This is a genomic window from Bacteroides sp. OM05-12, assembly GCF_003438995.1.
In the GTDB taxonomy this organism is placed as follows: Bacteria; Bacteroidota; Bacteroidia; order Bacteroidales; family Bacteroidaceae; genus Bacteroides.
Window position 1 is genome coordinate 190,039 of record NZ_QSUN01000004.1, and the last position, 23,614, is coordinate 213,652.

The following is a 23,614-nucleotide window of genomic DNA, read 5'->3' on the forward strand; positions in this document are numbered from 1 at the left end:
TATTAATCCGTCATATAATGAATAAAAAATGGCATATTTGTATGGTATATGACAGACTAAAGTATAAACCAGATAAGAAAGAGTACTATGAACGTCTCCACTTTCATCCAAAACTATACAGAGGCTTTCGGAGAGCATGCTCCCCTACCCCTACTGTTCTTTTATAGTGACACACCACTGGCAGATACAGAAAAGATAAACGGTTGTTTCTTTAAAGGATTGCATACTGTACGCAAAGGCAATCCTGTCAGCCTGAACGCAGATGTTATCGGTTGCGGAGGCGGTAAGTTCTATACCGGCTTTTCCGAGATGCCCGAACGTGTGCCGGGTTTCGTTTCCATCAAAGAGCGATATAAACAAATGCCCGAAATGGTAATAGACTTCATCAGGCAGTTGGATGTTCGACAAACAGATAAAAAATATCTGAACTTTGTCCGCATCGACCAAGTAGAAAGTTTCGATAACATGGAAGGCTTGTTATTCTTTGCCACGCCCGACATACTTTCCGGTTTATGTGCATGGGCATTCTATGACAACAACGCTCAGGGTGCTGTAACTACCTTATTCGGCTCCGGATGCTCGAACATCATTTCCACAGCCACGCAGGAGAACCGGATAAACGGTAATCGTACTTTTATCGGTTTGTTTGATCCCTCAGTCCGTCCGTATATAGAAGCCAATGAACTTAGTTTCGTCATTCCTCGCTGCCGTTTCAAAACAATGTACGAAACCATGAGAGAATGTTGCCTGTTCAATACACACGCGTGGGCAAAAGTAAAAGAACGTATCAACTCCGGGACAGAATAATACATGCAGATAAACGATAACAGATTATGATTCGCAAACTAAGAAAAGAAGAATTCACTCAAGCGGCAGAATTATCCTTGGAAGTCTTTTCTCAATGTGGCGCGGAAGATTTCAACACTGAAGGGTTGGAAACATTCAAGAGCTTTGTCTACAGTAATGAATTGATGAATGAACTGACGATTTACGGAGCATTCGACAAAGAAACATTGATAGGTGCTTTGGGTACAAAACGGGAAGGCACGCATATTTCCTTATTTTTTATCCGTCCGGAATACCATCGGAAAGGTATCGGACGAAAACTTTTCGACTTTGCGCTCTGCGATAATCCTGTACGGGAAATGACGGTTAATTCTTCATCCTATGCCGTCGAGTTCTATCAAAGTCTGGGATTCAGGCAAGTGTGCGAGCAACAAGAGACCAACGGGCTGAAATATACCCCCATGAAGCGAATATCCTGAAACATTTCCACCGTAATCTGCCTGTTTCTCCACAAAAGGATGTACCTTTGTTACATTAATAATTTACAATAAAAACGAACTTATAAATGAAATCAGGTTTCGATTACAACACATTCCCATATAGTTTTATTCATTGTCTGAATGAGCAATGTCTTCGCGGCAAAGATTGTCTCCGACGTCAAATGGGACTCCACATACCGGCAGAACGTGGTTCCGTAACGGTAGTCAATCCTTCTGGCATTGCTCCTACAGGAGAAAACTGCCGTTATTTCCTATCCGATCAGCCTCAACAATACGCGCGGGGAATAAGCCACCTATTGGATCGTCTGCCGCATAATGACGCGGTGAGCATCAAACAGCAAATGGTGGGATATTTCGGAAAGACCACCTATTACAGATGTTACCGCAAAGAACGGCTTATCAAGCCTTGCGAACAGGAATATATCCGAAAGATATTCCGAAACAGAGGGTTGACCGAAGCTCCGGTATTCGATGAATACGTGGAATACTATAACCTCGATATGGATAAGTAAAGGGAGTCCGGTTAGTTCCTCCCTTATGGAACAAAAGTTTCACAATATATGAAACAATTGTTCCACAAAATATGAAACTAAAGTTCCATATATTATGAAACTATCTCATCTTAACCAGCATCTTAAAGAATATGGCGGATAATTACATAGAAAAGCAATACGAGCAGTACCAAGCGAGAAAGGCCGCATGGGAGAAAGCCCATAAATACGGGAAAAAGAAAGCAAACGCTTCTTCCTCCATTAAACCGGAGCAGAAGCAGCAGCGGGTATTCGTGACCGGAGGTGCCGAAGGTATTGGCAAAGCAATTGTAAAAGCATTCTGCGAAAAGAACTGTCTTGTAGCTTTCTGCGATAAGAATGAAGCATCGGGGCAACAGACGGCACAAGAAACGGGAGCAACCTTCTATCCGGCAGACGTCAGCGACAAGGACGCTCTCGAAAGCTGTATGAAAAATATTTTTAAGGAATGGGGAGACATCGACATCATTATCAACAATGCAGGTATCAGCGAATTTTCTCCCATCACCGAGACCGATGTAGAAACGTTTGATAAGATTCTGACGGTTAATCTGCGTCCGGCATTCATCACCTCACGGTTGCTCGCCCTCCACCGTCAATCCCTGCCCGTTCCCAATCCGTATGGAAGAATCATCAACATCTGCTCCACCCGCTATCTGATGAGTGAACCCGGCAGCGAAGGATATGCCGCATCCAAAGGCGGGATTTACTCACTGACACACGCGCTTGCGCTGTCACTTGCCGAATGGCATATCACAGTCAACTCCATTGCACCGGGTTGGATACAAACACATGATTATGAGCAACTCAGACAAGAAGACCACACGCAGCATCCGTCCGGACGAGTAGGCAAGCCCGAAGATATTGCCCGTATGTGTGTATTCATTTGTCAGGAAGAGAATGATTTCATCAATGGAGAAAACATTACGATTGATGGAGGAATGACAAAGAAAATGATCTATGTGGAGGATTGATCCAACCTTAAACGTCTCCCGTTAATGCCGATGCAGACGTTTCGGACTCCCATGCCAGGAACATCCTAAACAGTAAACTTCGGTCAAATCATATCCATCCAAGGAAGAGGAAGCGTCCTTGGGAATGATTTCCCCTTCTTTAGATACATATACAGGCAGGCGTTCTCCGTGTTGGTTCATCACACAGAAAACGCCGACCTCACATTGAGGACACAGTAATTTTCTTACCGGTTTCATCTTTTAATTAAAGTAATATAGGAAAACAGCTATTCCTTCGAGCGCTTTCTTAGGCTGATCCTTAATTTCAATCGTAAACTTAATCTCGGCTTTCGCCACACCACGCAGGTTCTGCAAAGAATGAAGACTTGCCACCAAACGAATACTTTGTCCTGACAGCACAGCCTGTCCGAACTTCATTTTATCGATTCCATAGTTAATCATCATCTTCAGATTATTCACTTCGATAATCTGATTCCATAGATACGGAAGCATCGACAACGTCAGATATCCATGCGCAATGGTACTATGGAAAGGACTCTCCACTTTAGCACGCTCTGCATCCACATGAATCCATTGATGATCCAAAGTAGCATCAGCAAACAAATTAATACGCTCCTGAGAAAGCTCGACATAGTCGGAAGCACCGATTTGCTGACCTATCAACTTCTCAAAATCTTCATACGAATTGATTATTACCTTATCCATATTCCTCGTTTTAATGAATTATTTAATCTGCTGCAAAAGTACGAAAAAATTAAAATACTTACCTTTGTACGCAAGATTATAAATCTTTAAATAAAACAGATACATGTTACACCAATTCTCGCAACCGATCGCCCACATAGCTCTCCCCGAAAAGTTCACATATCCTTTTCACTATACTCCACACCCGCTATGTATGATAGCCGCCAATGAGTTACAGGATTATATCGCAACACGAGAAGAATGGAAAGAAGAATTACAGCAGGGAAAGATGTTCGGAGTACTGATTGTGCAGACTTCAACCGGAGAGCTAGGCTACGTAGCTGCCTTTTCCGGCAATCTGGCAGGCAAGAATCAGCATCCGTTTTTTGTTCCGCCGGTGTACGACCTGTTACAGCCGAAAGGTTTCTTTAAAATAGAAGAAGAAAACATCTCACTGATTAACAAACAGATAAAACAGATAGAGGAAGATGCATCCTACTTGAAGCTTCAAAGTCAATTGTCGGAAGCGGAAACGAACTGCCGAAAAGAACTTAAAGAGGCTAAAGAGGTAATGAAAGCTGCTAAAGAGCAGCGTGAGGTTCTTCGCCGGAACAACCCTTGCGAAGAAGAACGGATAGCCCTGATACGGGAAAGCCAATTTCAAAAGGCAGAATATAAACGACTTGAGCGGTCATGGAAAGAGCGTATCTCGGCTTTACAAATTAAGGTAGATAACTATTCCAATCAGGTAGAAGAATTAAAGAAAGAGCGTAAAGTCCGTTCCGCAGCATTGCAACAAAAGTTGTTCGAACAATATCGTATGCTCAATGCTTTAGGGGAAGAAAAAGACCTATGTAGTATTTTTGAAGATACGGCACAGAAAGTTCCTCCTGCCGGTGCAGGTGAGTGTGCCGCTCCCAAACTATTGCAATATGCTTACCAACAGCATTGGAAGCCCATTGCAATGGCCGAGTTTTGGTGGGGCGACTCTCCCAAAATGGAAATCCGCCGTCACAGTCATTATTATCCGGCCTGTAAAGGAAAGTGTGAGCCGATATTGAAACACATGCTTCAAGGATTACGCGTAGAGGATAACCCATTATCAAAAGACGTTCATCAAAACACAGTATTAGAGATTCTTTATGAAGATGAATGGTTGGCAGTAATTAATAAACCCGACGGAGTGTTGTCTGTACCCGGAAAGATAAACGCGGATTCTATCCATAGCCGTCTACAAACACTATATCCCCACGCAACCGGACCAATGATTGTGCACCGATTGGACATGGCAACGTCCGGATTACTGCTTATTGCCAAAACCAAAGATGTTCATAAGCATCTGCAAGCACAATTCAAAGACCGTGCCATAAAGAAACGCTATACCGCGCTTCTGGAAGGTAATATCAAGGAAAATACAGGAGTAATCGATTTACCGATTTGCCCGAACCCTACCGACAGACCACGGCAAATAGTAAGCACGGAACATGGCAAACCTGCAACAACCCGATATGAAGTGATAGAGCACAGAAAAGACCGAACACTTGTTTCTTTCTACCCATTAACAGGACGTACCCATCAGCTGCGAGTACATTCCGCCCATTCACTCGGACTCAACGCCCCTATCGTAGGAGACGAACTGTACGGTAAAAAAGCAGACCGGCTCTATCTCCATGCCGAATACTTAGAGTTCAAACATCCTGTATCGGGAAAGATTATCCAAATAGAGAAGAAAGCGGATTTTTAGTGAATCCGCCGTCTTACATAATCTTCCAGTTTTGCATTGTTATTCGAAATCTCTGCCGGAATAAGGTATAAAAACCATTTTTGTTGATACGTCAAAAACTCTCCCGGCTCTAACAATGTCAACTTGCCATGATTCTCCAACTCTACATAAAGACTGTTCGGAGCAAGAAAGATTTCAACCTCTCCTTGCAACGCAGGCAATAGTTCTTTGGGCACCGTCGGGAAAGTTTTTATAAACAATAAATCCCCATATTGATGGGCAAGCCAACCCTCTTTTGTTGTTGCAAAAAGTTTCTGCCCCCGCTTAATCGAATCATTTACAAATGTATACCAAACAGTTCCATTCTCCTCATCAACATGTTCTAATGTAGAAGGAAGGTCTTTTAGCTCCCGGTCTCTGATTGGGAAAAAGGTCTTACCTCCCAAAACACGAACAATATCCCACGCAGCAACATGTTGAATGGTATCGGAAATATTCTCAATCTTATAATTAATCAGTAAAGCCGTATCCTGAGAGATAGAGAATTCTTTCGTAAAACGAAATCCGGTTAACGAATCCTTCCCACTGACAAGACGAAGTAATCCTCCGTTATTTTCCGCTTGATAAGGAAGATTATCCAATACCGGAGCAGGAGGCCAAAACCTGCATTGAGGAGACGGCCACAGAGTAGCACCATAATATTTAGGATGCACCGTATCCTGCAATAACATCTCCTTGTTTCCTCTTTTAAAACTGATAATCTTTCCACCGTGCAAAGCAGAAACAGAAAGTGAAAGTTCACCTTTAGATAAGGTATATACTCCATTAGCTGTTTCTTTAATCACCTGGTCGCATTTTAAAGCATAAGAAGGAATACTACTCCACACCATAAATAAGATAACCAGTAATCTCACTTTAATTCTGTTCTGCAGGAGTACTGTCCATATAGAATTCCAATTTACCACCTTCCGACAAATCTTTATGAGTAATATAACGCTTATTATAATCTTCACCGTTCAATTTCACTTTCCGAACATAAATATTCTGCTCATTCAAATCATGGGCAACTATCTCAAAGGGTGTGTCCCCTATCTGCAATTTAGCAGAATTAACCATCGGCTTACCAAATACATAATTACCGTCAGCAGGATTGACCGGATAAAAACCCATCGCACTAAACACATACCACGCAGACATTTGACCGCAATCTTCATTTCCGCAAAGTCCGTCCGGCTGGTCCGTATATAATTCCGTCATAATTTTATTCAACCATTCCTGAGTTTTATAAGGTTTGTTTACATAATTATAAAGATAAGCCACATGATGGCTGGGTTCATTACCATGTGCATATTGTCCGATTAGCCCCGATATATCAATGGGTACATCATCACCCGACAATCCGGAATGAATAGTAAATAAAGTATCTAATGCCGCTTCAAACTTTTCTTCTGAGCCGAATAAGCGAACCAATCCCGGGACATCGTGAGGAACAAAGAAAGAATATTGCCAGGAATTGCCCTCCACCCAATCACATTCTCCATATGAAGAGTAAAACGGATCAAACGGACGGCGGAACTGTCCTGTAGAAGAATATCCATTCATCAGGCTATATTCTTTATCAAAGTAGTTTTTATAGCTTTCAGACCGTTTCATAAAATACTCAAAGTCTTTCTCTTTTCCTAAATCCTTTGCCATACGTGCTATGCACCAATCATCAAAACAGTATTCTAAAGCTGTCGATACAGATTTATTATATTTATCATAAGGTATATACCCATATTCTTTTAGCTGTTTAACCCCGAAATCATCCTGCATTGCAGAAGTTTTCATAGCTTCATAAGCCTTTTCAACATCAAATCCCCGTATTCCCTTAAAATAGGCATCGACAATCACAGGCACCGCATGATAACCGATCATACAATTCGTTTCACTCGACCATAAAGGCCATACGGGTAAAAGTCCGTATTGTTCATATTGTGCAAGCATGGAGCAGATTATACTGTTTACTTTATCAGGAGTAACAACGGTCAACAACGGATTGGCTGCCCTAAACGTATCCCATAGAGACATAACCGTATAGTTTTCATATCCGGCAGCCAGATGTTTCTTCCCATCAAACCCAATATATTCCTGATTTACATCATTGAACAGGTAGGGAGCAAGCAAAGAATGATACAATGCCGTATAGAAAATAGTTTTTTCCTTTTCAGGAGCGTCAATGATTATCTTAGACAATTCATCTTCCCACTCATTCTGCACATTTGCCAAGACTTTATTAAAATCCCAATCGGGAATTTCTGTTGTCAAATTCAACAATGCATTTTCTATACTTACCGACGAGACTCCAACCTTTATCAGAACCTGCTCATCTCGGGTGGTTTTATAATCAATAACCGCTTTTATATTTTTGCCCTTCGCATTACTATCGGTAACAAGTACATCATCAGAGAAAAGTGTTACCGCATCAAACGGCTTAGAAAAACAAGCAACAAAATAAATCTGTTGATTACTCCAGTACAATTCTCCCGGATCACCCCATCCTTTCGTCTTACGTATGCCGGTAATCATGTGATTATCCTTAATATCCAGCGTTAATTCTTTGATGGAATCCGTAGAATAATGATGAGACAAATCTAAAATAATATGTGCACTATCACTCTTTGAAAAAGTATACTTATGGAAACCACAACGTGGAGTAGCAGTCAATTCTGCCGTTATATCATAATCCGATAAATTCACTTTATAATATCCGGGGGAAGCCCACTCTTTGTCATGAGAGAAACGCGAACGATATCCGGCATCCGGATTTTCTTTTGTTCCCGATTGAAGTTTTACTTCTCCGGTAAAAGGCATTATCAATACATCCATTAAATCCGAGCGACCGGTACCGGATAAATGTGTATGGGAAAATCCGATAATCGAACTATCCGAATAATGATAGCCCGAGCACCAATCCCAACCTTCAAGTCCTGTATCCGGACTAACCTGAACCATACCAAATGGAACAGCAGCGCCCGGGAATGTATGCCCATGTCCGGCAGTCCCGATAAACGGGTCTACATATTCGATTAATCTTTTATCCATATTTTCCGACTTCTTCCCGGTAAAAGAGCATCCACCCCACAGCAGACTCACGGCAATTGAAAGAATTATATGCTTTCTCATCATAGCAAACTTTTTATTTCTTAAAAACTCAACTTCATTAGAATACGATAAATACTTATGACTAATTATTCTTCAAATCCAAACTCAACTTCATTAGCCCAATGTTCTTTCCAATCCGGATGGAAAGCACGAGAATTCTTTTTAGAGACACTACGTTCTTTCGCCAATTCCATACATGCAGCCGGAGCACCATCATCATTTACACGGAATGAAAACTTAATCTTTTCCCCTTTATCTAAAGCTTGTCTCACATGAGGGATTTCACTCCACGGAATGGCACATTCGGTATAAAGAGTATTTCCTTTACGAACAGTCATTAACTTACCATCTTTCACTGCACCATCATAAAAAGACTTTCCCTGACGCGGATAAAAATGTTTTCTAGGCATTCCCGGAACTAGCATACGCCAAATTTCAAAACCTCCTCCATACTCCGGAGCTACAGTATTCAGTGCATATTCATAATCCGTACATTTATATCCTATATATCTGGGCATAGTACCTTTACTGTGAGCCTCCATGCCATCTTCACCAATCGGTAACACATTAAAAGCGATAAGAATATTATCAAATCTTTCTCCTGTCGTTCCATCCGGCAAAGTCGGTCTTTTCCGATATGTAAACCTACGTACACCTTCAGGCCATTTTAACGGGACCAAATCATCTTGGCTAACAACATTACACAGAATACCCAACATCGTTTTGTCCGGTAATCCCATTATATAATAACCTGATGTGCCATACACACCTTTCCAATCACCGCACGTATCAAAATCACGTCCTGCGGATTTGGCTGAAACTTTTCCATTTGCAGAAATAGTCGTTTCATCAAAAAATACACCTGCCAATTTAGCCGTATACCACCAACCGTAAGCAGAACAACGGACACGAACCTTACCCGACAAATTAAAAGAAAGATATACGCCATTCCATAACTTATCAACATTTTCCGTCAATAATTCCTTGCCCGTCTCACGGTCATAAATAACAACAGAAACGCCATGCTGTGCTATATTAGGAAAATAAAAGGAAGTTTTTACCATCTTATCCATAGGTAAATCAATATCTATTCCTATAGATTGGGTCGTTTGCGTATTTTCTATATAATTTAAGATACGGCCATCCCCTTGAGGTTGCATTAACGCCATCTTATTATCAACTTCAGCCGACTGCTTTACTAATACTGATTGCATGGCATGTATTGTCTGCATATAAGATGTATCCGGATAAAAGAACTGATCATCATCCCTATATTCAAATCGGAATGTACCTTTATTAGGAGTTTTATCGGCTATTTTCGCTGCAAAATAAAAATATTGCTCATCATAACCCAAATAAGCATGGGCTAATCCCTCTGCATTATTATCAAAATTCTGAAATGGATACCAAGCTGCCTCTGTCAAAGAAATGCTCGCTTTATCAGAACCTCTTACTACCTGTGGAATAGCTCCGTTCCAATCATCCAGATTACCATCGACCTGAATTGTCCTTTTTGAAATTACATTCACATGCATATCTTCTATATGTTTGGCAATTCCATCTTTTCCCGCATCAAATATTACCTCAAGAGGATAAGTATTGTCTGAATTGGCATCTCCCTTTTCTACTTTCACCTTTACAGTTCTCGTTTCATTACCTTTCAAACGTATTTTCGACGGATATATAACATTTAAACTTCCAAGATTCACTTTTAACGAACCTGTTACATCACGATTTAAAATATTAGTGATTTCCAGATCCATTTCCGGACAAACCAATATTGGCGCAGTAAAATCCTTTGCTATAATATTCACAGGTTCATAACCATCCACTTTTGCCGTTTTCAAGGCAGTAACTAATTGTTTAAATGAGCCTTTCTTCCCATTAGTGCGCATAAAATAACCTTGATAATTTAGTGGAATCTCATATTTACCATTTCTTGGTGAAATAATATTCCCATAGAAATCATATAACCGAAATGTAGGTTTTGCTATTACAGTCATTTTTCCATCAGTGATAGAATGTCCTGTTGACAAACCGTTTACATTTCTAAAAAGCATATTGTCTTTACCAAAAGCTTCTCCCAAATCTCCGGCAATGACAATAGTCCCATCCTCTTCATTACTATTATATCCATCAAATAGCATCACCCACGGAAGACTATTATGAAATAACAAACGATTAAATTCACGTTCGCCGATTAAACTCTGAGTAGCTCCCATAGCTGCTGTTGCCGACCATGTAGAATGAATAGTAGGTATTTTCTGAATACCATTCGCTGTTTGTATCTCAGAGTAACTTTTAGCATCGCCTTTCCCCGAATACATATAACCTCCGTATATCCCCATTGACCGATCATATCCAGCAGAACGATTAGCAGCAACAACCAGCCCTATCCTATCATCCGTGTTTCCAACCCAACTCTCTGTATCCCAAATCAAGACTTTACCTTTATGATATTTACGATTATTCCACTCCGGATATATTACAGGAGATTCCATTCCTTGATAATGAATAGACAAAAAATCGAATATAGGAAGCATATCCATTGTACCGTCTGCAAAAAATTTATCTAAAGCATTGGAATTAGAATCACCTCCTCCAACAAGGACATCAGCACCTTCTTTACGGCATTCCACCACTGCCTCCGCCATTTTAGTATAAATCTCACGATAACGGATCATATCAGCCTGCCATCCGGAAATAGAAATACCCTCCCACGGCTCATTCCATAAGGAAACTGCTGTAACCGGCCCTTTAGGCCAACCATACTTCAAACAGATCTCTTTAACAAATGATTTAAAATCGTCATCCATATCCGGAAGCCAAACATAATCCTGCTTTGTACGTAGAAAATATCCATTCTCATCCAAATGCGGACGAGGAATCCCCAATGGCATTAACGATCCCCCTTCTCCTATCATCACCAGTACTGTAATGTTATTATCCATATATCTTTTCATTTCATCCTCAAAGTCCTGCATCATTTTGCGATACCCCGGATTTGTCGTCGGCAAATACCCTAAGCCATAACGAATGGCTTGTACTCCAATACGGCCTAAGAAATCAACTCCTAAATCATCTAATGCCTGTTTTGGATATTGCATTTTTACCGGACTTGCCTGTATGCTATACACAAAGCTCGTTCCAAGCCTTCTACCATTTTCACCCAAATCAAAAACAATAGCATATCCACCATATTTATTGATATCATCAACTGATACAGACAAGTTCGTATATCCTTTAGGAGAAATAGATATATGCATAGGAATTACTTTCTCATAATCCATCTTTATAACTTGAGGCAACCACACATTATTAGGAATGCCTTTAGTTCCATACTGGATAATATAAACTTTAGCCTCCGTATCAATGGGATTATCCAAATTATTTTTCAATTGAAACTGAAATTCGATTTTATCTCCGGGCCAAAAGATGTTAGCAGGTGCTGAAGAATAAATCGGAGTAACATCAAAATCATAAAAGCGCAGTCCTTCTTTCACTCCAAATACCGATTCATAATCTTTCCATTCATAAGGTTTCTTCATTTGTGCATTAGTTACAGCAAATACGCCACAAAGCAACATGAACAATATAATAATCCTTCCTCGCATAACATTACTTTTTTGAAAAATTAAACACATCCTTATCCGGTTTCAACCAATCTAAATATTTTATCTCATAATCATTTCTTACCCTAAGTTCTTCGGCAGGTCTTAATAAAGCCTTTACACGGAGGTTATCCGTTGATAAACCTAAATAATCCCTATCTTTATCAACTCTAACCGGATAGGATTCCGGTTCATGAGAAGCCGACATAGACAAATAGAGGCCTAAAACCGCTTCTTTCAATTTACTCAGATTAAAGTTTTTTTCTTTTCCGGAATATAGCACAAAATCTGCCCATATCCTTTGTTCATCACGACCAATTTCCCAATAACCATCTTCATTACCCCATTTAGCATACGGGACTCTAAAAATACTTCTCAATTCGCGAGAAACAAAATATACATCCCCATTTGTCTGATCAGGCTTTGTAAAACTCGTATTTTCTAAATCTCCCCCCACTTCAATACGCAAACGTAAATCTTTTGCTTTAAAGTTTCCATTTTGAACGCGATCCAAACTCGGATGTGTATCTCCTCCATCTTCTGCGATATTAAAGATAGCCAATACGGTCGTACTATCTTGAGCTGCAATAATATTTATTGCAGAGAAATCATACCCGTCATGCAAAAAACGCACTTGTAAATAAGACGGCTTCATCGGTGTTCCCCAATGGGCGATCAATGGACGTGTTTGATTCCACATATATCCCTGATTTATAGAAGCCAATGCAAAATCTGGACTTGCGTATAATCGGCCGATAATATCTTTAGTTGAAATGTTATCTTTCATATCTTTTCTTTTCTCCAGAAATGATCTTTCGATTTGGATATCCGGATTAGCAACTACAAAAGTATCAATTTCCAAACGAGGTAAAGTGGATTTTAAGAAATAAGGTAAAATATTGGTCGGTATATGATGAGGCTTCATTACATTTGGAATACGCGGATAATCTCCCGGAAGGTTTATTTCACCATCCGATGCGTTGTATAATAACCTATAAAATTCGGGAACAGCCAAGCTACTGTATGAGCGTAAATTAGGCCCGCACCATTGTCCTGAAGGCTGATGAAAATGAGTAGCAATCATTTCCCAGCACATTGCATATAATGCATCAATTATCTTTCGATCTGCAGGATTTATTATAGTTTGCTGCATACGCAGTAATTCATCCATGGCAACCAAAGTATAGGTAGGACTATTATATTCCGTAAAGCCCTTATTCTTAATTGTATAATTATAAAAGTTTACCAATCTACTATGGGCATAGTCAGTCATTTCCGGTAATCCACAGATATCTCCAACGACATAACAGACATAAGTACCCATTATACAGATATTAGTATAATCCGGCTGTACATTTCTTTTCTTAATTGCCTTGGCTGACAAGACCAAAGCATCTTTAATTTCCTTAACTAACCGCTGCCCTATATAATCTGAATGATTGATAATGACATCAATTAACGGCACTGCTATAAAATCAGCCCAATTATAATCCACAGCTGCCTCTCTGCCTTTCAGAGGATCTTCAGGATAATAGGGCCAAATACCGCAAAAAGGTAGAGACTCATCTTTCTCCTGCATGGGTAGTATCGTTTTGATTATATCTACAGCGCGCTTCTTGTAGGTTTCATTTTCTGTTTTTAATAATGCTACCGCATATTCCAAAGACTCTCTTGTCTGATGGACGATGACACCACTATCCAAATCGCTATGATAATGTTTATTCTGCGTAACACAGAAAAGCATTTTCTTCGATTCATCATATTCTTTATTTTTACTTTCCAGATCTTTCATCAAATAATTAATTTCATCTTGACTTAATCTTACTGGAACAAATTTGGTATTTGATGCCCACAAAACAGTTATCGTAAACAGCCAAAGCATGGACAATGTCAGTATCTTTCTCATTATATTAAAGGATTTTCATTCAATAAAAATTAGCTTACCGGCTTAAAAAAGCATAGTAAATACTCTATCGGATATAATTTCAATACCCAATAACTCGCGTTTTCGTTTATTATATAATTATTACTTCTCTTTGAAAATTATTTATCTGTATTATTGCTTTGAATCATTCGTTGTACCTCAATTCCTGCAAAAATAACTGCGAATGACCCATGTGTATCATCATCATAAAAAGGACGGTTTATATAATAATTCACATTTTCCGAGCACATTGTTCCTACACAGATTTTATGTACCGTACCATCTACTTCCACCTCTGAGGATACGGCATCCCATCCTTTCATGACAACAGGATAATACTTTCTTTCATTTAACCATCCATGAGTAATGCCCCGAGCTATAGCCATTGTAAAAATAGCAGTCCCGGAAACCTCTGCTGGCGAATCAGGACAATCAATCACATTAAACCAAAAACCGCTTTTATCTTGATATTTAGCCAAACTGCTTACATGTTCTCTATACAGTTTTAATATAGCCTTGTATTTGGGATGACTCTTAGGAAGATACATCAAAACTTCAGACATTGCCCATATCGCCCAGCCATTTGCCCGAGACCAATGAGGAAGTTTCACCTCCGGTCGCGAAGAATAATTTGCATGCATATATAGTTTCGCATCTTTATCCCAAAGATGTTTATGAAAATCTAATACTTGAGAAGCCGCATCATCAAAGAATTCTCTACGTTTTTGCTGACTATCCATATACAATCCGGCTTGCATTAAAAATGGAATCCCCATAAACATATCATCCACCCATGTTGTAAACTTTTCGGGAGTTTCACGCGTATAATTAGTCATACCTTCACTTCTTACCTGCCCATGCCGTGCATACTCCAACATAATATCAATATATTTCTCATATAAATCACGATTTCCAAAGTTCTTCTCTTTACGTAAACGATAAATCAAAGGCAACGAAGGGGCCAAAGTAAAATCTAACATCTTATAATTGATAATGGCACTATTCGCCGATCCTGACGCCCTTAAATCATTTACCTGATAATTTACAAAAGGTATTCCTTCCATCTGATAATCACAAAAGTTATCAGCCCACTGTTTATACTTACTATTATTCGTAACTTCAGACATCTGCTGCATAGCCCATGCCACACCGCCATTATGATAGTTCCACTGATATGTAGTGCCCCAAGGTGCCGGATTAATAACATCACCAAGAATCTCTATTTTAGGAATCGTCCAAGTTACCCCATCATACATATATCCAAACCTTATTTCTTTCTCAGGGGCATTTATCCTATCAATATCCGAAGCAAAAGGTCCAATTGTAAGCCAATTGGTTAAATCGGCAATATTCCTATCTACATCTTGAACTGTATGCAACCCGATACCCGGATATTCCACTTCATAATCCAAAACAGCATCTTTTTCACTGGGAGGTTGTATCAAGACACACCACTCTTGTCCGTATGTCTCGGACTTTACTAAAAACTTATTATTACCTTTCTTTAAATGAACTTTAAAAGCAAAAGACATCTCCACACTTCTTTCAGCTTGCGACAATGCCAATTTACGTTGTCCTCTCCGCTCATATACCAATACATCATTACACCATACTTTGCAGGCATCACTATGTTCTATCTCTACTTGTATTATAGTATCTTTCCTTGATGTCAGTTCCGTAAAAGCATATGCAACTCCGGGCTTACCCAACCCATAAGTTCTTCCAAAATCAATAAACTCCAACTTATTAAAGCTATTGTTATTGGGTTTAATGGTTAAACGATACTTAAAAGGTGTTTCACGGATTAATTTATCGCCGATTCTACTCACTATTTCGATTGGTGAATCCGCCCAGGTTGTTTGAAAAGCAACAACAAACAAACCTATAAAAAGTAATGTGTAACTTTTAAAATTCATTCTATTCAATTACAATTGTAAAACATATAAATCATAAACCGGAAGTAAGGAAAGGATAATTCTAACTATCCTTTCCTATCTCATTATCAATCCAAACTATTTGATAACAATCTTCTGTGTCAGATTTTTATTGGAGGTCAATACGCGAACCAGATAATATCCTTTCGGATAACCGGATAAATCAAGAGACGTTTTATCCTTAATACGCTGTGTCAACATATTTGTTCCATCTATCGATGTGATATTCAAAGTATATTCTCCTTCCGTATTATCAACTTCTATATTAAGAATTGAAGTGACCGGATTCGGATAAATACGTAATATATTGCCAGACTCAATCGTTTCTATTTCCGAAGGTTCCACTACTTCTCCGGTATTATCTCCGCCACCAAAGTTCATTGTTCCGATGTTATTATCATCATGGCATTCTTTACCTTTCTTTCCATAATTCACATCAACACGCAAAGTATATTTCCCTTTAGTATATTGCCAGAACGGATAATTAGCATTATCCACAGCCATGAGTACATTATCGCCACCATAGATATCCTCTTCATGTATCTTAGATTGAGCTTCATAAACAACCTCTCCCGATTCATCCAAAACTTCAAATAGCACTAAACAACGAGACGGATCTGTTCTGCGTCTATTGGTAACAATACCACTTTCTATATTCTTTACTCTTACCGCAAGTTTAAGTTTCTGTCCCTCAGGAATGTTAACCGGATCAATCGTTGCCCCATTAGGATCCTGTACCATCAAGCGATAAGGAAATAAATCACCCTGCATTTTAATATCACCTTTAAAACTTCTAACATCATAATGGAGAATCTTTGCAAAAGCATTTTCTTCGGCTAATATCTCATAAGTTCCATCTTCATTCTCGCGTGCATTGATAGCATATGTAAAATCAGTCCATCCACTTCTTTTCTGAACAACATCGCTTGGACCCAGTTGTCCTACAAACGAACCGTCTTTCCGCCTATAAACATTAATCTTTCCATCTGCCGTAAGGAAGCAGAATATGTAATCTCCTGCAAAAGTCATAGCTTTACAACTAATAGCAACATCAGGAAGAGCAGTTGCCGGACTGGCCGGAATAATTAACTCCAAATCATATTTCCAATCTTCAGAAGGTATTTTATCCATCTTTTTCGCCATGAACTCCCGATAAATCAATATGGTAGTTCCCACTTGTCCCCAAATAGCAGTACTAGGAATCGGAGTCTTCGTTGTATAACATGCCACAAATAATTCATCACGTTCAGGATCATAAAGCACCCGGTTCACATCTGTAATATAACTTGGCAAAGTATACGTCACAGGCGATGCATATTGCAACACTCCGTCTTTCGCACCGGTAGTCATCCAAACCCTCATTTTTGCCGTAGGACGAGATTCTCTATCTGCCAACCAGATATTACCGTTCTTATCCGGGTAAATAGAGAATGTATTTCCGGCAACAGCATATTTAGTCACCTCATTATCCGTTTTCTGCCCGTCAGCATTCGTGTCTTGCCAGAATGTCAATCCGTCAGCCCTTACTTCCATAAACGGAACACCAATCAAACCATATTTTTCTTTATCAAAACGATAACCTCCCAATGCTGTAGAATACATATTGGAGACAAACAGATAGTCCACCCCGTTTATTAGCCGTTTATATGCTCCTGTCTTAATCGGTGTAGGAGGATTCGGTTCCAAACGAAGATCCAACGGATAAGTAAACGGATCAACCGTAGTACCCAAGAAAGTATCCATACGTCCGCCTTCCTTACTATAATCCAATCTATAAACCTTTTCCGTACAGAATACAATATCTTTCTGAGTCTGGTCGAAATCTCCTGTTGCTGTGAAGACAAGCCCTTCCTGTTTCCAGTTTAACTCTTTAGTTGCTTCCTTATAAGAATATAATATAGAACTTGCAGAATTCACAAACATATTCGAAATATAGAGATTACCATTATCATCAACACCTACCCCCGTTGGCCCCGGAAGTCTGAGAGGTCCTACCTGGCCCTGCAGATATTTACCGTCTGCCGACTTAACTAAAATTCCACCTTTCTCACCAAATGTACTTGTCAGTGTAGGATTCTTATAAATATCTGTATAAATAAGTACATTCAAATCTTTTCCACGATTAGCTACTAAAAGCCGTTCTTTTCCACTCCTTGTATCGATAGAAAACGATTGTGCCTTCGCTCCTTCCGGCAACTCCACTGTGAAACGTACAGCTCCGGATCTCAAATCAAGTGCAACAATCTTGTTTCCACCTTGAAGCATCCAAACAAACCCTCTTTTATCTGCATATATGTATCCAACGCCTCCTTCCGGGATTCTAAAACCTCCAATAGGAGTATTGCTCATCTTTTCCTTATCATATATTTTAAGAGAATCAGGCATCTGAAGTTCCGGTATTCCGGGAACTGCTACAATCAATTTATCATCAGTAATGGCCAATCCCTGTAAATAACGACTTTCCTGTGGAGCAACCAACAACATATTATTCAATGGTCCATATCCCTCCGGAAATCTCGCCGCTTTTCCCGTAACAGCATCATATCTGGTTATCAACTGCCATTCAATGCCACTTCCCTTGGGAGGATAAGCTCTTAAACCATTGGAATTCAAATTATCATTTCCTGAATTTCCGTTGAAGCGCATAAGCTGATATACATATTTATCATCCAAAACAACAGCCTTACCCGAATTACGCCCCCAGCTACCTGTGCCCGATTCTTCCGGAACACAAACAATAACATTATCCTTGAATAGCCCGACATTCGTACCACCTTCATCCCAATTACAAATTGTAGCTACAGTTCCATCGCCACGGACAAAAAGTGCATCCATACTATGGGGTACGTGTGTACGAGGCACACCACCAGAATTGGCGATCCATGAAGTTTGATAATCCGTCAAATCTCCACAATGACAATCATTCGGATAGCCATTCAAGGACGATGAGGACACCTCATCGCTATTCTCATCTTCTATAAACTCAGCTTCAATATCAACCTCTGATTCCGGCATTACAAAAGTGGTTTCTTTCGCTGTTTCATCCGCAAAAACAACACCATCAGTGGAAGAAGTCCATTTTACAAACCTCATTTTCTCCCTACCTGATGCTTTAATAGTAATTACATCTCCTCCAAAAGCTTCGGTAACAGCACTACCACCATTTACATTAACATAATATCTCGTTTTATAGATTGCCTCTATAGTTACCGGACCATCAATCATCGTAAAGGATGTAGACGCAGCCTTCGGGTCTTGAATAACAAGTCCCTCTCCTTCTATTACTTTCCATTCCTGAAATATCTGTTGTGCATTGGATGGTCCTTTAGCTTCCGACGCCTGAATATTGACAACAGCTCCAACAGCAGCCGACCCTGATTGAGTGATAGCACCTATTATGGTAAAAGGTTTTGTTCCACCAAAAATAGCTCTGATTTCAACATCGCTTTCCGGCATTACGAAGGTTGTGGACGCAGCTCTGTCGTTTTCAAAAGTAACCTGTGGAGTTGAAACCCAACCGGCAAAAGCCTGCCCTTCAGGAACATCATACACCGTAATCCCTACATTGCAACCCGGTGCACTAACATCCTGTACGCTTTTTGCGTTATGGTAAGTTATATGTTTATAAGGAACTAACTGATTCGACTGAAAACTCCACCCATTATTTTTATTTCCGGTTGGTCCTTCTGAAGTAAAAGAAGCATAATTACTATCCAGCCAAGCCGACTGTAAATAAGCATTTAAAGCTTCTTCCGGAATACCCACCCGTACATCTGCCCCATTCGCCATACGAAAAACAGCATTACCATTTATTTCAGGAGGTGTAACCGCTTTACAAATATATTGTTGCAAATTACTACATAAAGCAAATGCTTCAGCACCTATTTTCTTTAAAGTAGACGGCAGTAATACAAATTCTAATGACATGGGACCATTATTTCCTTGCTTAAAGGCAGAACCACCTAATTCTTCTACACCTTCGCCAAACACAACTGTTTTAATATGAGGAGCATTAGAAAAGAAACGATCTCCCACTTTCTTTACAAAACTTCCGTCAATAATAATATTCTCATCCTTATTTGCCGGAGGAAGAAGAATCAGGGAACTAGTTACTTTATCAATCAAAAAACCATTTTCCGTAGAAGCAAAAGTCACATTATCTTCCGGTACATATATCGCTTTTAAATTCGGAGTTTGAGGAGCAATAACATCCGCGCGCACATTACCATTCTGCCTTAATATATCAGATAAAGCAGAAGAAAAAGTCAGTTCTTCCAAATAATTGTTATATCCGAACGCACTCAGTCCAAGAGCTGTTATATTTTCAGGAATTGTATATGCTTTATCCGTATTAGAAGAAAGGTATAGGCAAAGTCTATCCCCACCCGCATCTTTAGCTACCAAGGCTTTTCCATCTTTAATTGTGTACATTGTAGGATGTCCATCCGGAAATGCAAACCCTGTTATGTGCTGGCAATCAAGAAACTTATTTTCAATTTCCTTATATGTTGCTATTGTCGAAGGAAACTCAACGACACCTGTCAACCCACATCCGGTAAAGTTACCAAGATTCTTCGTTTTAGGAGGGAATATTAATTTCTTTAAAGTTGTATTAGTAAAATCATTACTTACCTTTAATCCGCCACACAAAGTCGTATTTTCATCACCGGATAAATCCAATTCCTCCAGTTTCGGCATATTCATATAAATGAAATTAAAATCTGATACGCTTAAAGTAGCTCCGTTTGAGGTCGTTATAACTAACTTTGTGACCGTATTTTGTTCATCCGCCGTCAGCAATGTGCTAAGCGTATTTGTCTCCGATATGTCTACAATCTTTTCCTTCTGCGCATAACCAAAGACACTTAGGCATAAAAGCACCGTAACCAACAAATGCCTTCTCAATGATACTAAGTTTTCCATAATCATTATTTATAAGTATTAAATTCAATAATTAAAAAGATCATCTTTTAATAAATCTCACAACTTTACCGTTTGCCTCAAACAAATAAACTCCTTTTATCAATCCGGATAAAGTTATCGGTTCGCCATTCGTAATGCCATTTAGAACGACTGTTCCCACCACATTATAAATCTTATAAGGTGTATTCTGGGCATTTGCCAATTGAATATAATCCGTTGCCGGATTCGGATAAAGCACAGGCATTACGATTGTTTCCTCAACCGCTTCATCTATCGTCGTTGCAATTTTGAAGACCGCTGTTATAGTCACCTCACTGGCGGGCATTATAAAAGTGGTAGTAGACTGTGTTGCGTCTTCAAAAGTTACTCCGGCTGTAGTTGTCGTCCATTTTTCAAACTCTTTTCCTTCTTTCTTATCTGCAACAATCGTCACCACTTCACCCTCAAAGGCATCAAAAGGTGCAGCACCATCCAATACATTGATCAAATAAGTATCCAAATATTTTGCTTCAATAGTAACAGTTCCATCAATCATCGTAAAAGAAGTGGATACCGCATTAGGATTATCAATCACCAATCCTTCTCCCTCTACAACTTCCCAATGATGAAAAACTTTTGTTCCTTGCATCGGATGAGCCTCAATAGTAACAATTCCGTCTACAGCTGCAACACCGGATTGAGTAATAGCATTCAGAATTGTATAAGGTCTTTTAGGAGAGAAGAAAGCTGTAATAGTCACATCTTCATCGGGCATTACAAAACTTGTAACCGAAACTTTTGCATTGCCAAAGGCAACGTCAGGAGTAGAAATCCATTTTGAGAAGTCTTTACCTTCAGGTGCATCTCCGGCTTTAATGTTTACTGAAAAATTAGGAGCCGAAGCACTCTGTGCACAACTACCTCCTTCCATTGATATATTATGATAAGCAACTATTTGCTCTCCCGGAAAAGCATTTATACCTTCATTACCTTTAATACTGCTATTCCATTTTGAACTCTTATAAGCATCGAGAGCAGCTGCCGGTACACCCAATCTGGCATCTTTTCCATTCGAGCCACGGAATATCTGCTGACCGGTTAAATCCGGAGGAGTAGTCGCCTTACAAATAACCTGTAACAATTTATCATTACCGACAAAAGCTTCTCCGCCAATCGTTTTAATTGTAGAAGGCAACTCCACATATTCAAGTTGGGAAGTGATTCCACTTCCTATCTTAAAAGCAATATAACCTATTTCCTCTACCCCTTCCGTAAAAATAATGTTTTTAAGATTGGCTACAGCCGTAGAAAAATACCCTTGCGGAATAATCTTCACGATATTACCGTCAATGATAATAGTTTCATCCGTATTGGCAGGAGGAAAAGCCATCAAAGTACCGGTAGTTTTGTCTACCAAGAAACCATTTGTAGACCCGTAAGTAGTATTCCCCTCAGCAACATAAATAGCTCTTATTTTGGTAGAACCATTAATAATCTTGTCTTGACGGGGCAAAGTTGTTACTGTAGAAGACAACGTAATTTCTTCTAAAGAACTATTCCATCCAAATGCACTCGTACCAATGGTAGTCACCCCTTCCGGAATATTGAATGTGGTACCCTTTTTTCCATAAGGATACACAAGCAAAGTCTTTTCATCCGCCGTATAAAGTATACCATTTACCGATTTCAGATTCACATTTCCATTTTCTACTTCAAAACCGGTGATATTAACGCTTCCACCAAATATCATATCATACTCCGCCGTATTCTTCACGCCCTTTGGTAAAGTTATCGTGCCTTCCAATGCCATATTGGAAAAAGCAGCACGATTCAACCCTATTAAATCTTTAGGAAAGATAATGGTTTTAATTGTCTGGTTTCCATCAAATGAAGTACGCGGAAAAGAGTTATCAGTTCTATTATTCATACTGGTAACAGAAGCGTCCGATAAATCCAAGTTTGTCAACTTAGGCATTCCATTCAGAAAAGCAATATCATCCGGACCGATAAAGACTTTATCCGGTGTCATTACTTTCAAATCGGTAATCCCGGCAATCAGCTCGTCGGAATATTTAGCTTTCAGAGCCGATTCAAGCCCTGAGATAGTGGGAACTTCAATTTCAATTTGTTGTGCAAAAACAGTCATGCCACAGCATAACAGTAAAAGCATCAAACGTAATTTAAGCGTAATTTTTAAGTCTTTCATGGTATATCTATTAGTTAAAATTATTTCTTAATTGAACTCGCTATATACTCTGCCAATTCTACAGCTCCTTCTTTACCGGGATGTACGCCATCCGGAAACAAATTCATCCTATCGACAAATGTAGTATGCAAATCTATTATTTTACAGCTCTGTTCGGTTGCCACTTGTTCAATAGCCGGAACTACATCTGCCATAAGTACCGAATCATTTATATTATATTCATTGGGGAAAGACGGAACAGGTTTACAGAGATAGATGTCCGGACGAGACGGCAATAATCGGAAGCTATCCACCATTGCCCGCAAATCATCAATAAACTCTCCGGGATAAGAAGGAATATTCTGCTGTTTTGAATCATTCGTACCCAACTGTATAATAATAATGTCAGGTTCATAAGCCAGTACATTTTTAAAAGCGATATTGTTCCAATAAGGTCTGTCTCCTTTCTTTAACAGAGTAGTTCCGCTTTGTCCAAAGTTTAGTACCCGATATTTTTTTCCTAACTCCCGGGCTATAATAGCCGGATATGCTTCATTCGCTTTATCCGTCAATCCATACCCCTCCGTTATACTGTCACCCACACAAGCCACTTTTATAACTGTAGGCTCGCAGGATTGAAAGAATACTGCCAGAAATATTAAAAATAAAAAATAAGTAACTCGTTTCATGTGTCTTTCACATTTAATTTTATTTGCA

At 39.4% G+C, this 23,614-nt stretch carries 15 protein-coding genes; 5 read left to right on the forward strand and 10 right to left on the reverse strand.

Translation table 11 applies throughout. The annotated features are described in order from the left end of the window. Nucleotides 1-87 precede the first annotated feature (87 nt). From DXB63_RS05475 to DXB63_RS05490, 4 genes are all read left to right on the forward strand, one after another. Nucleotides 88-807 carry a DUF169 domain-containing protein gene (locus DXB63_RS05475; RefSeq protein ID WP_122125386.1) on the forward strand — a complete coding sequence of 240 codons (720 nt, stop codon included), beginning with the start codon at nucleotides 88-90 and terminating at the stop codon, nucleotides 805-807. Between the two features lie 26 nt (nucleotides 808-833). Continuing rightward, nucleotides 834-1,265: a GNAT family N-acetyltransferase gene (locus DXB63_RS05480; protein WP_178300617.1), complete on the forward strand. Its 432-nt coding sequence runs from the start codon at nucleotides 834-836 to the stop codon at nucleotides 1,263-1,265. Between the two features lie 86 nt (nucleotides 1,266-1,351). Then, on the forward strand, nucleotides 1,352-1,798 hold the full coding sequence (locus DXB63_RS05485) for a DUF6078 family protein (RefSeq protein ID WP_122125388.1): 447 nt from the start codon (nucleotides 1,352-1,354) through the stop codon (nucleotides 1,796-1,798). A 131-nt stretch (nucleotides 1,799-1,929) separates the two neighbouring features. After that, nucleotides 1,930-2,790, forward strand: coding sequence for an SDR family NAD(P)-dependent oxidoreductase (locus DXB63_RS05490; RefSeq protein ID WP_122125389.1), 861 nt, complete (start codon nucleotides 1,930-1,932; stop codon nucleotides 2,788-2,790). 21 nt (nucleotides 2,791-2,811) lie between these two features. On the opposite strand, the gene DXB63_RS05495 is transcribed toward DXB63_RS05490, so the two are convergent. Together DXB63_RS05495 and DXB63_RS05500 are read right to left on the reverse strand one after the other, a co-directional pair. After that, on the reverse strand, nucleotides 2,812-3,027 hold the full coding sequence (locus DXB63_RS05495; protein WP_122125390.1) for a hypothetical protein: 216 nt from the start codon (nucleotides 3,025-3,027) through the stop codon (nucleotides 2,812-2,814). Between the two features lie 3 nt (nucleotides 3,028-3,030). Next, complete coding sequence (locus DXB63_RS05500) at nucleotides 3,031-3,495, reverse strand: MaoC family dehydratase (protein ID WP_122125391.1); 465 nt, start codon at nucleotides 3,493-3,495, stop codon at nucleotides 3,031-3,033. A gap of 103 nt (nucleotides 3,496-3,598) precedes the next feature. Between DXB63_RS05500 and DXB63_RS05505 the strand changes: the two genes are divergently transcribed. Continuing rightward, nucleotides 3,599-5,218 carry an RluA family pseudouridine synthase gene (locus DXB63_RS05505; RefSeq protein ID WP_122125392.1) on the forward strand — a complete coding sequence of 540 codons (1,620 nt, stop codon included), beginning with the start codon at nucleotides 3,599-3,601 and terminating at the stop codon, nucleotides 5,216-5,218. Here the strand turns inward: DXB63_RS05505 and DXB63_RS05510 are convergent. The 8 genes from DXB63_RS05510 to DXB63_RS05545 all read right to left on the reverse strand — a co-directional run bounded on the left by DXB63_RS05510 (nucleotide 5,215) and on the right by DXB63_RS05545 (nucleotide 23,586). Next, on the reverse strand, nucleotides 5,215-6,111 hold the full coding sequence (locus DXB63_RS05510) for a DUF4380 domain-containing protein (protein WP_147332262.1): 897 nt from the start codon (nucleotides 6,109-6,111) through the stop codon (nucleotides 5,215-5,217). The genes DXB63_RS05505 and DXB63_RS05510 overlap by 4 nt on opposite strands. A gap of 1 nt (nucleotide 6,112) precedes the next feature. After that, entirely contained in the window at nucleotides 6,113-8,365 is a 2,253-nt protein-coding gene (locus DXB63_RS05515) for a GH92 family glycosyl hydrolase (RefSeq protein ID WP_233522797.1), read from the reverse strand. Nucleotides 8,366-8,427: 62 nt separating this feature from the next. After that, the gene (locus tag DXB63_RS05520; RefSeq protein ID WP_233522799.1) at nucleotides 8,428-11,955 is read right to left on the reverse strand and encodes a hypothetical protein; all 3,528 of its coding nucleotides are present in this window, start codon (nucleotides 11,953-11,955) and stop codon (nucleotides 8,428-8,430) included. Nucleotides 11,956-11,959: 4 nt separating this feature from the next. Beyond that, the gene (locus tag DXB63_RS05525) at nucleotides 11,960-13,858 is read right to left on the reverse strand and encodes a hypothetical protein (protein WP_122125395.1); all 1,899 of its coding nucleotides are present in this window, start codon (nucleotides 13,856-13,858) and stop codon (nucleotides 11,960-11,962) included. A gap of 137 nt (nucleotides 13,859-13,995) precedes the next feature. After that, nucleotides 13,996-15,792: a glycoside hydrolase family 105 protein gene (locus DXB63_RS05530; RefSeq protein WP_122125396.1), complete on the reverse strand. Its 1,797-nt coding sequence runs from the start codon at nucleotides 15,790-15,792 to the stop codon at nucleotides 13,996-13,998. Between the two features lie 96 nt (nucleotides 15,793-15,888). Continuing rightward, nucleotides 15,889-20,733 (reverse strand): leucine-rich repeat protein, encoded by a 4,845-nt coding sequence (locus DXB63_RS05535; protein ID WP_158563641.1) that lies wholly within the window; start codon nucleotides 20,731-20,733, stop codon nucleotides 15,889-15,891. 40 nt (nucleotides 20,734-20,773) lie between these two features. Further along, a complete protein-coding gene (locus DXB63_RS05540) occupies nucleotides 20,774-22,918 on the reverse strand; it encodes a leucine-rich repeat protein (protein ID WP_122125398.1) in 2,145 nt (714 codons plus the stop codon). A gap of 20 nt (nucleotides 22,919-22,938) precedes the next feature. Beyond that, entirely contained in the window at nucleotides 22,939-23,586 is a 648-nt protein-coding gene (locus DXB63_RS05545) for a GDSL-type esterase/lipase family protein (protein ID WP_122125399.1), read from the reverse strand. Between the last annotated feature and the right edge of the window lie 28 nt (nucleotides 23,587-23,614).

What these genes read in the sequence shown, in the direction of transcription:
- DXB63_RS05480 (WP_178300617.1), top strand. Translation starts at nt 834, where the DNA reads ATGATTCGCAAACTAAGAAAAGAAGAATTCACTCAAGCGGCAGAATTA.
- DXB63_RS05485 (WP_122125388.1), top strand. Translation starts at nt 1,352, where the DNA reads ATGAAATCAGGTTTCGATTACAACACATTCCCATATAGTTTTATTCAT.
- DXB63_RS05525 (WP_122125395.1), bottom strand. Translation starts at nt 13,858, where the DNA reads ATGAGAAAGATACTGACATTGTCCATGCTTTGGCTGTTTACGATAACT.
- DXB63_RS05540 (WP_122125398.1), bottom strand. Translation starts at nt 22,918, where the DNA reads ATGAAAGACTTAAAAATTACGCTTAAATTACGTTTGATGCTTTTACTG.
- DXB63_RS05520 (WP_233522799.1), bottom strand. Translation starts at nt 11,955, where the DNA reads ATGCGAGGAAGGATTATTATATTGTTCATGTTGCTTTGTGGCGTATTT.
- DXB63_RS05495 (WP_122125390.1), bottom strand. Translation starts at nt 3,027, where the DNA reads ATGAAACCGGTAAGAAAATTACTGTGTCCTCAATGTGAGGTCGGCGTT.
- DXB63_RS05545 (WP_122125399.1), bottom strand. Translation starts at nt 23,586, where the DNA reads ATGAAACGAGTTACTTATTTTTTATTTTTAATATTTCTGGCAGTATTC.
- DXB63_RS05500 (WP_122125391.1), bottom strand. Translation starts at nt 3,495, where the DNA reads ATGGATAAGGTAATAATCAATTCGTATGAAGATTTTGAGAAGTTGATA.
- DXB63_RS05515 (WP_233522797.1), bottom strand. Translation starts at nt 8,365, where the DNA reads ATGATGAGAAAGCATATAATTCTTTCAATTGCCGTGAGTCTGCTGTGG.
- DXB63_RS05490 (WP_122125389.1), top strand. Translation starts at nt 1,930, where the DNA reads ATGGCGGATAATTACATAGAAAAGCAATACGAGCAGTACCAAGCGAGA.
- DXB63_RS05535 (WP_158563641.1), bottom strand. Translation starts at nt 20,733, where the DNA reads ATGGAAAACTTAGTATCATTGAGAAGGCATTTGTTGGTTACGGTGCTT.
- DXB63_RS05505 (WP_122125392.1), top strand. Translation starts at nt 3,599, where the DNA reads ATGTTACACCAATTCTCGCAACCGATCGCCCACATAGCTCTCCCCGAA.
- DXB63_RS05530 (WP_122125396.1), bottom strand. Translation starts at nt 15,792, where the DNA reads ATGAATTTTAAAAGTTACACATTACTTTTTATAGGTTTGTTTGTTGTT.
- DXB63_RS05475 (WP_122125386.1), top strand. Translation starts at nt 88, where the DNA reads ATGAACGTCTCCACTTTCATCCAAAACTATACAGAGGCTTTCGGAGAG.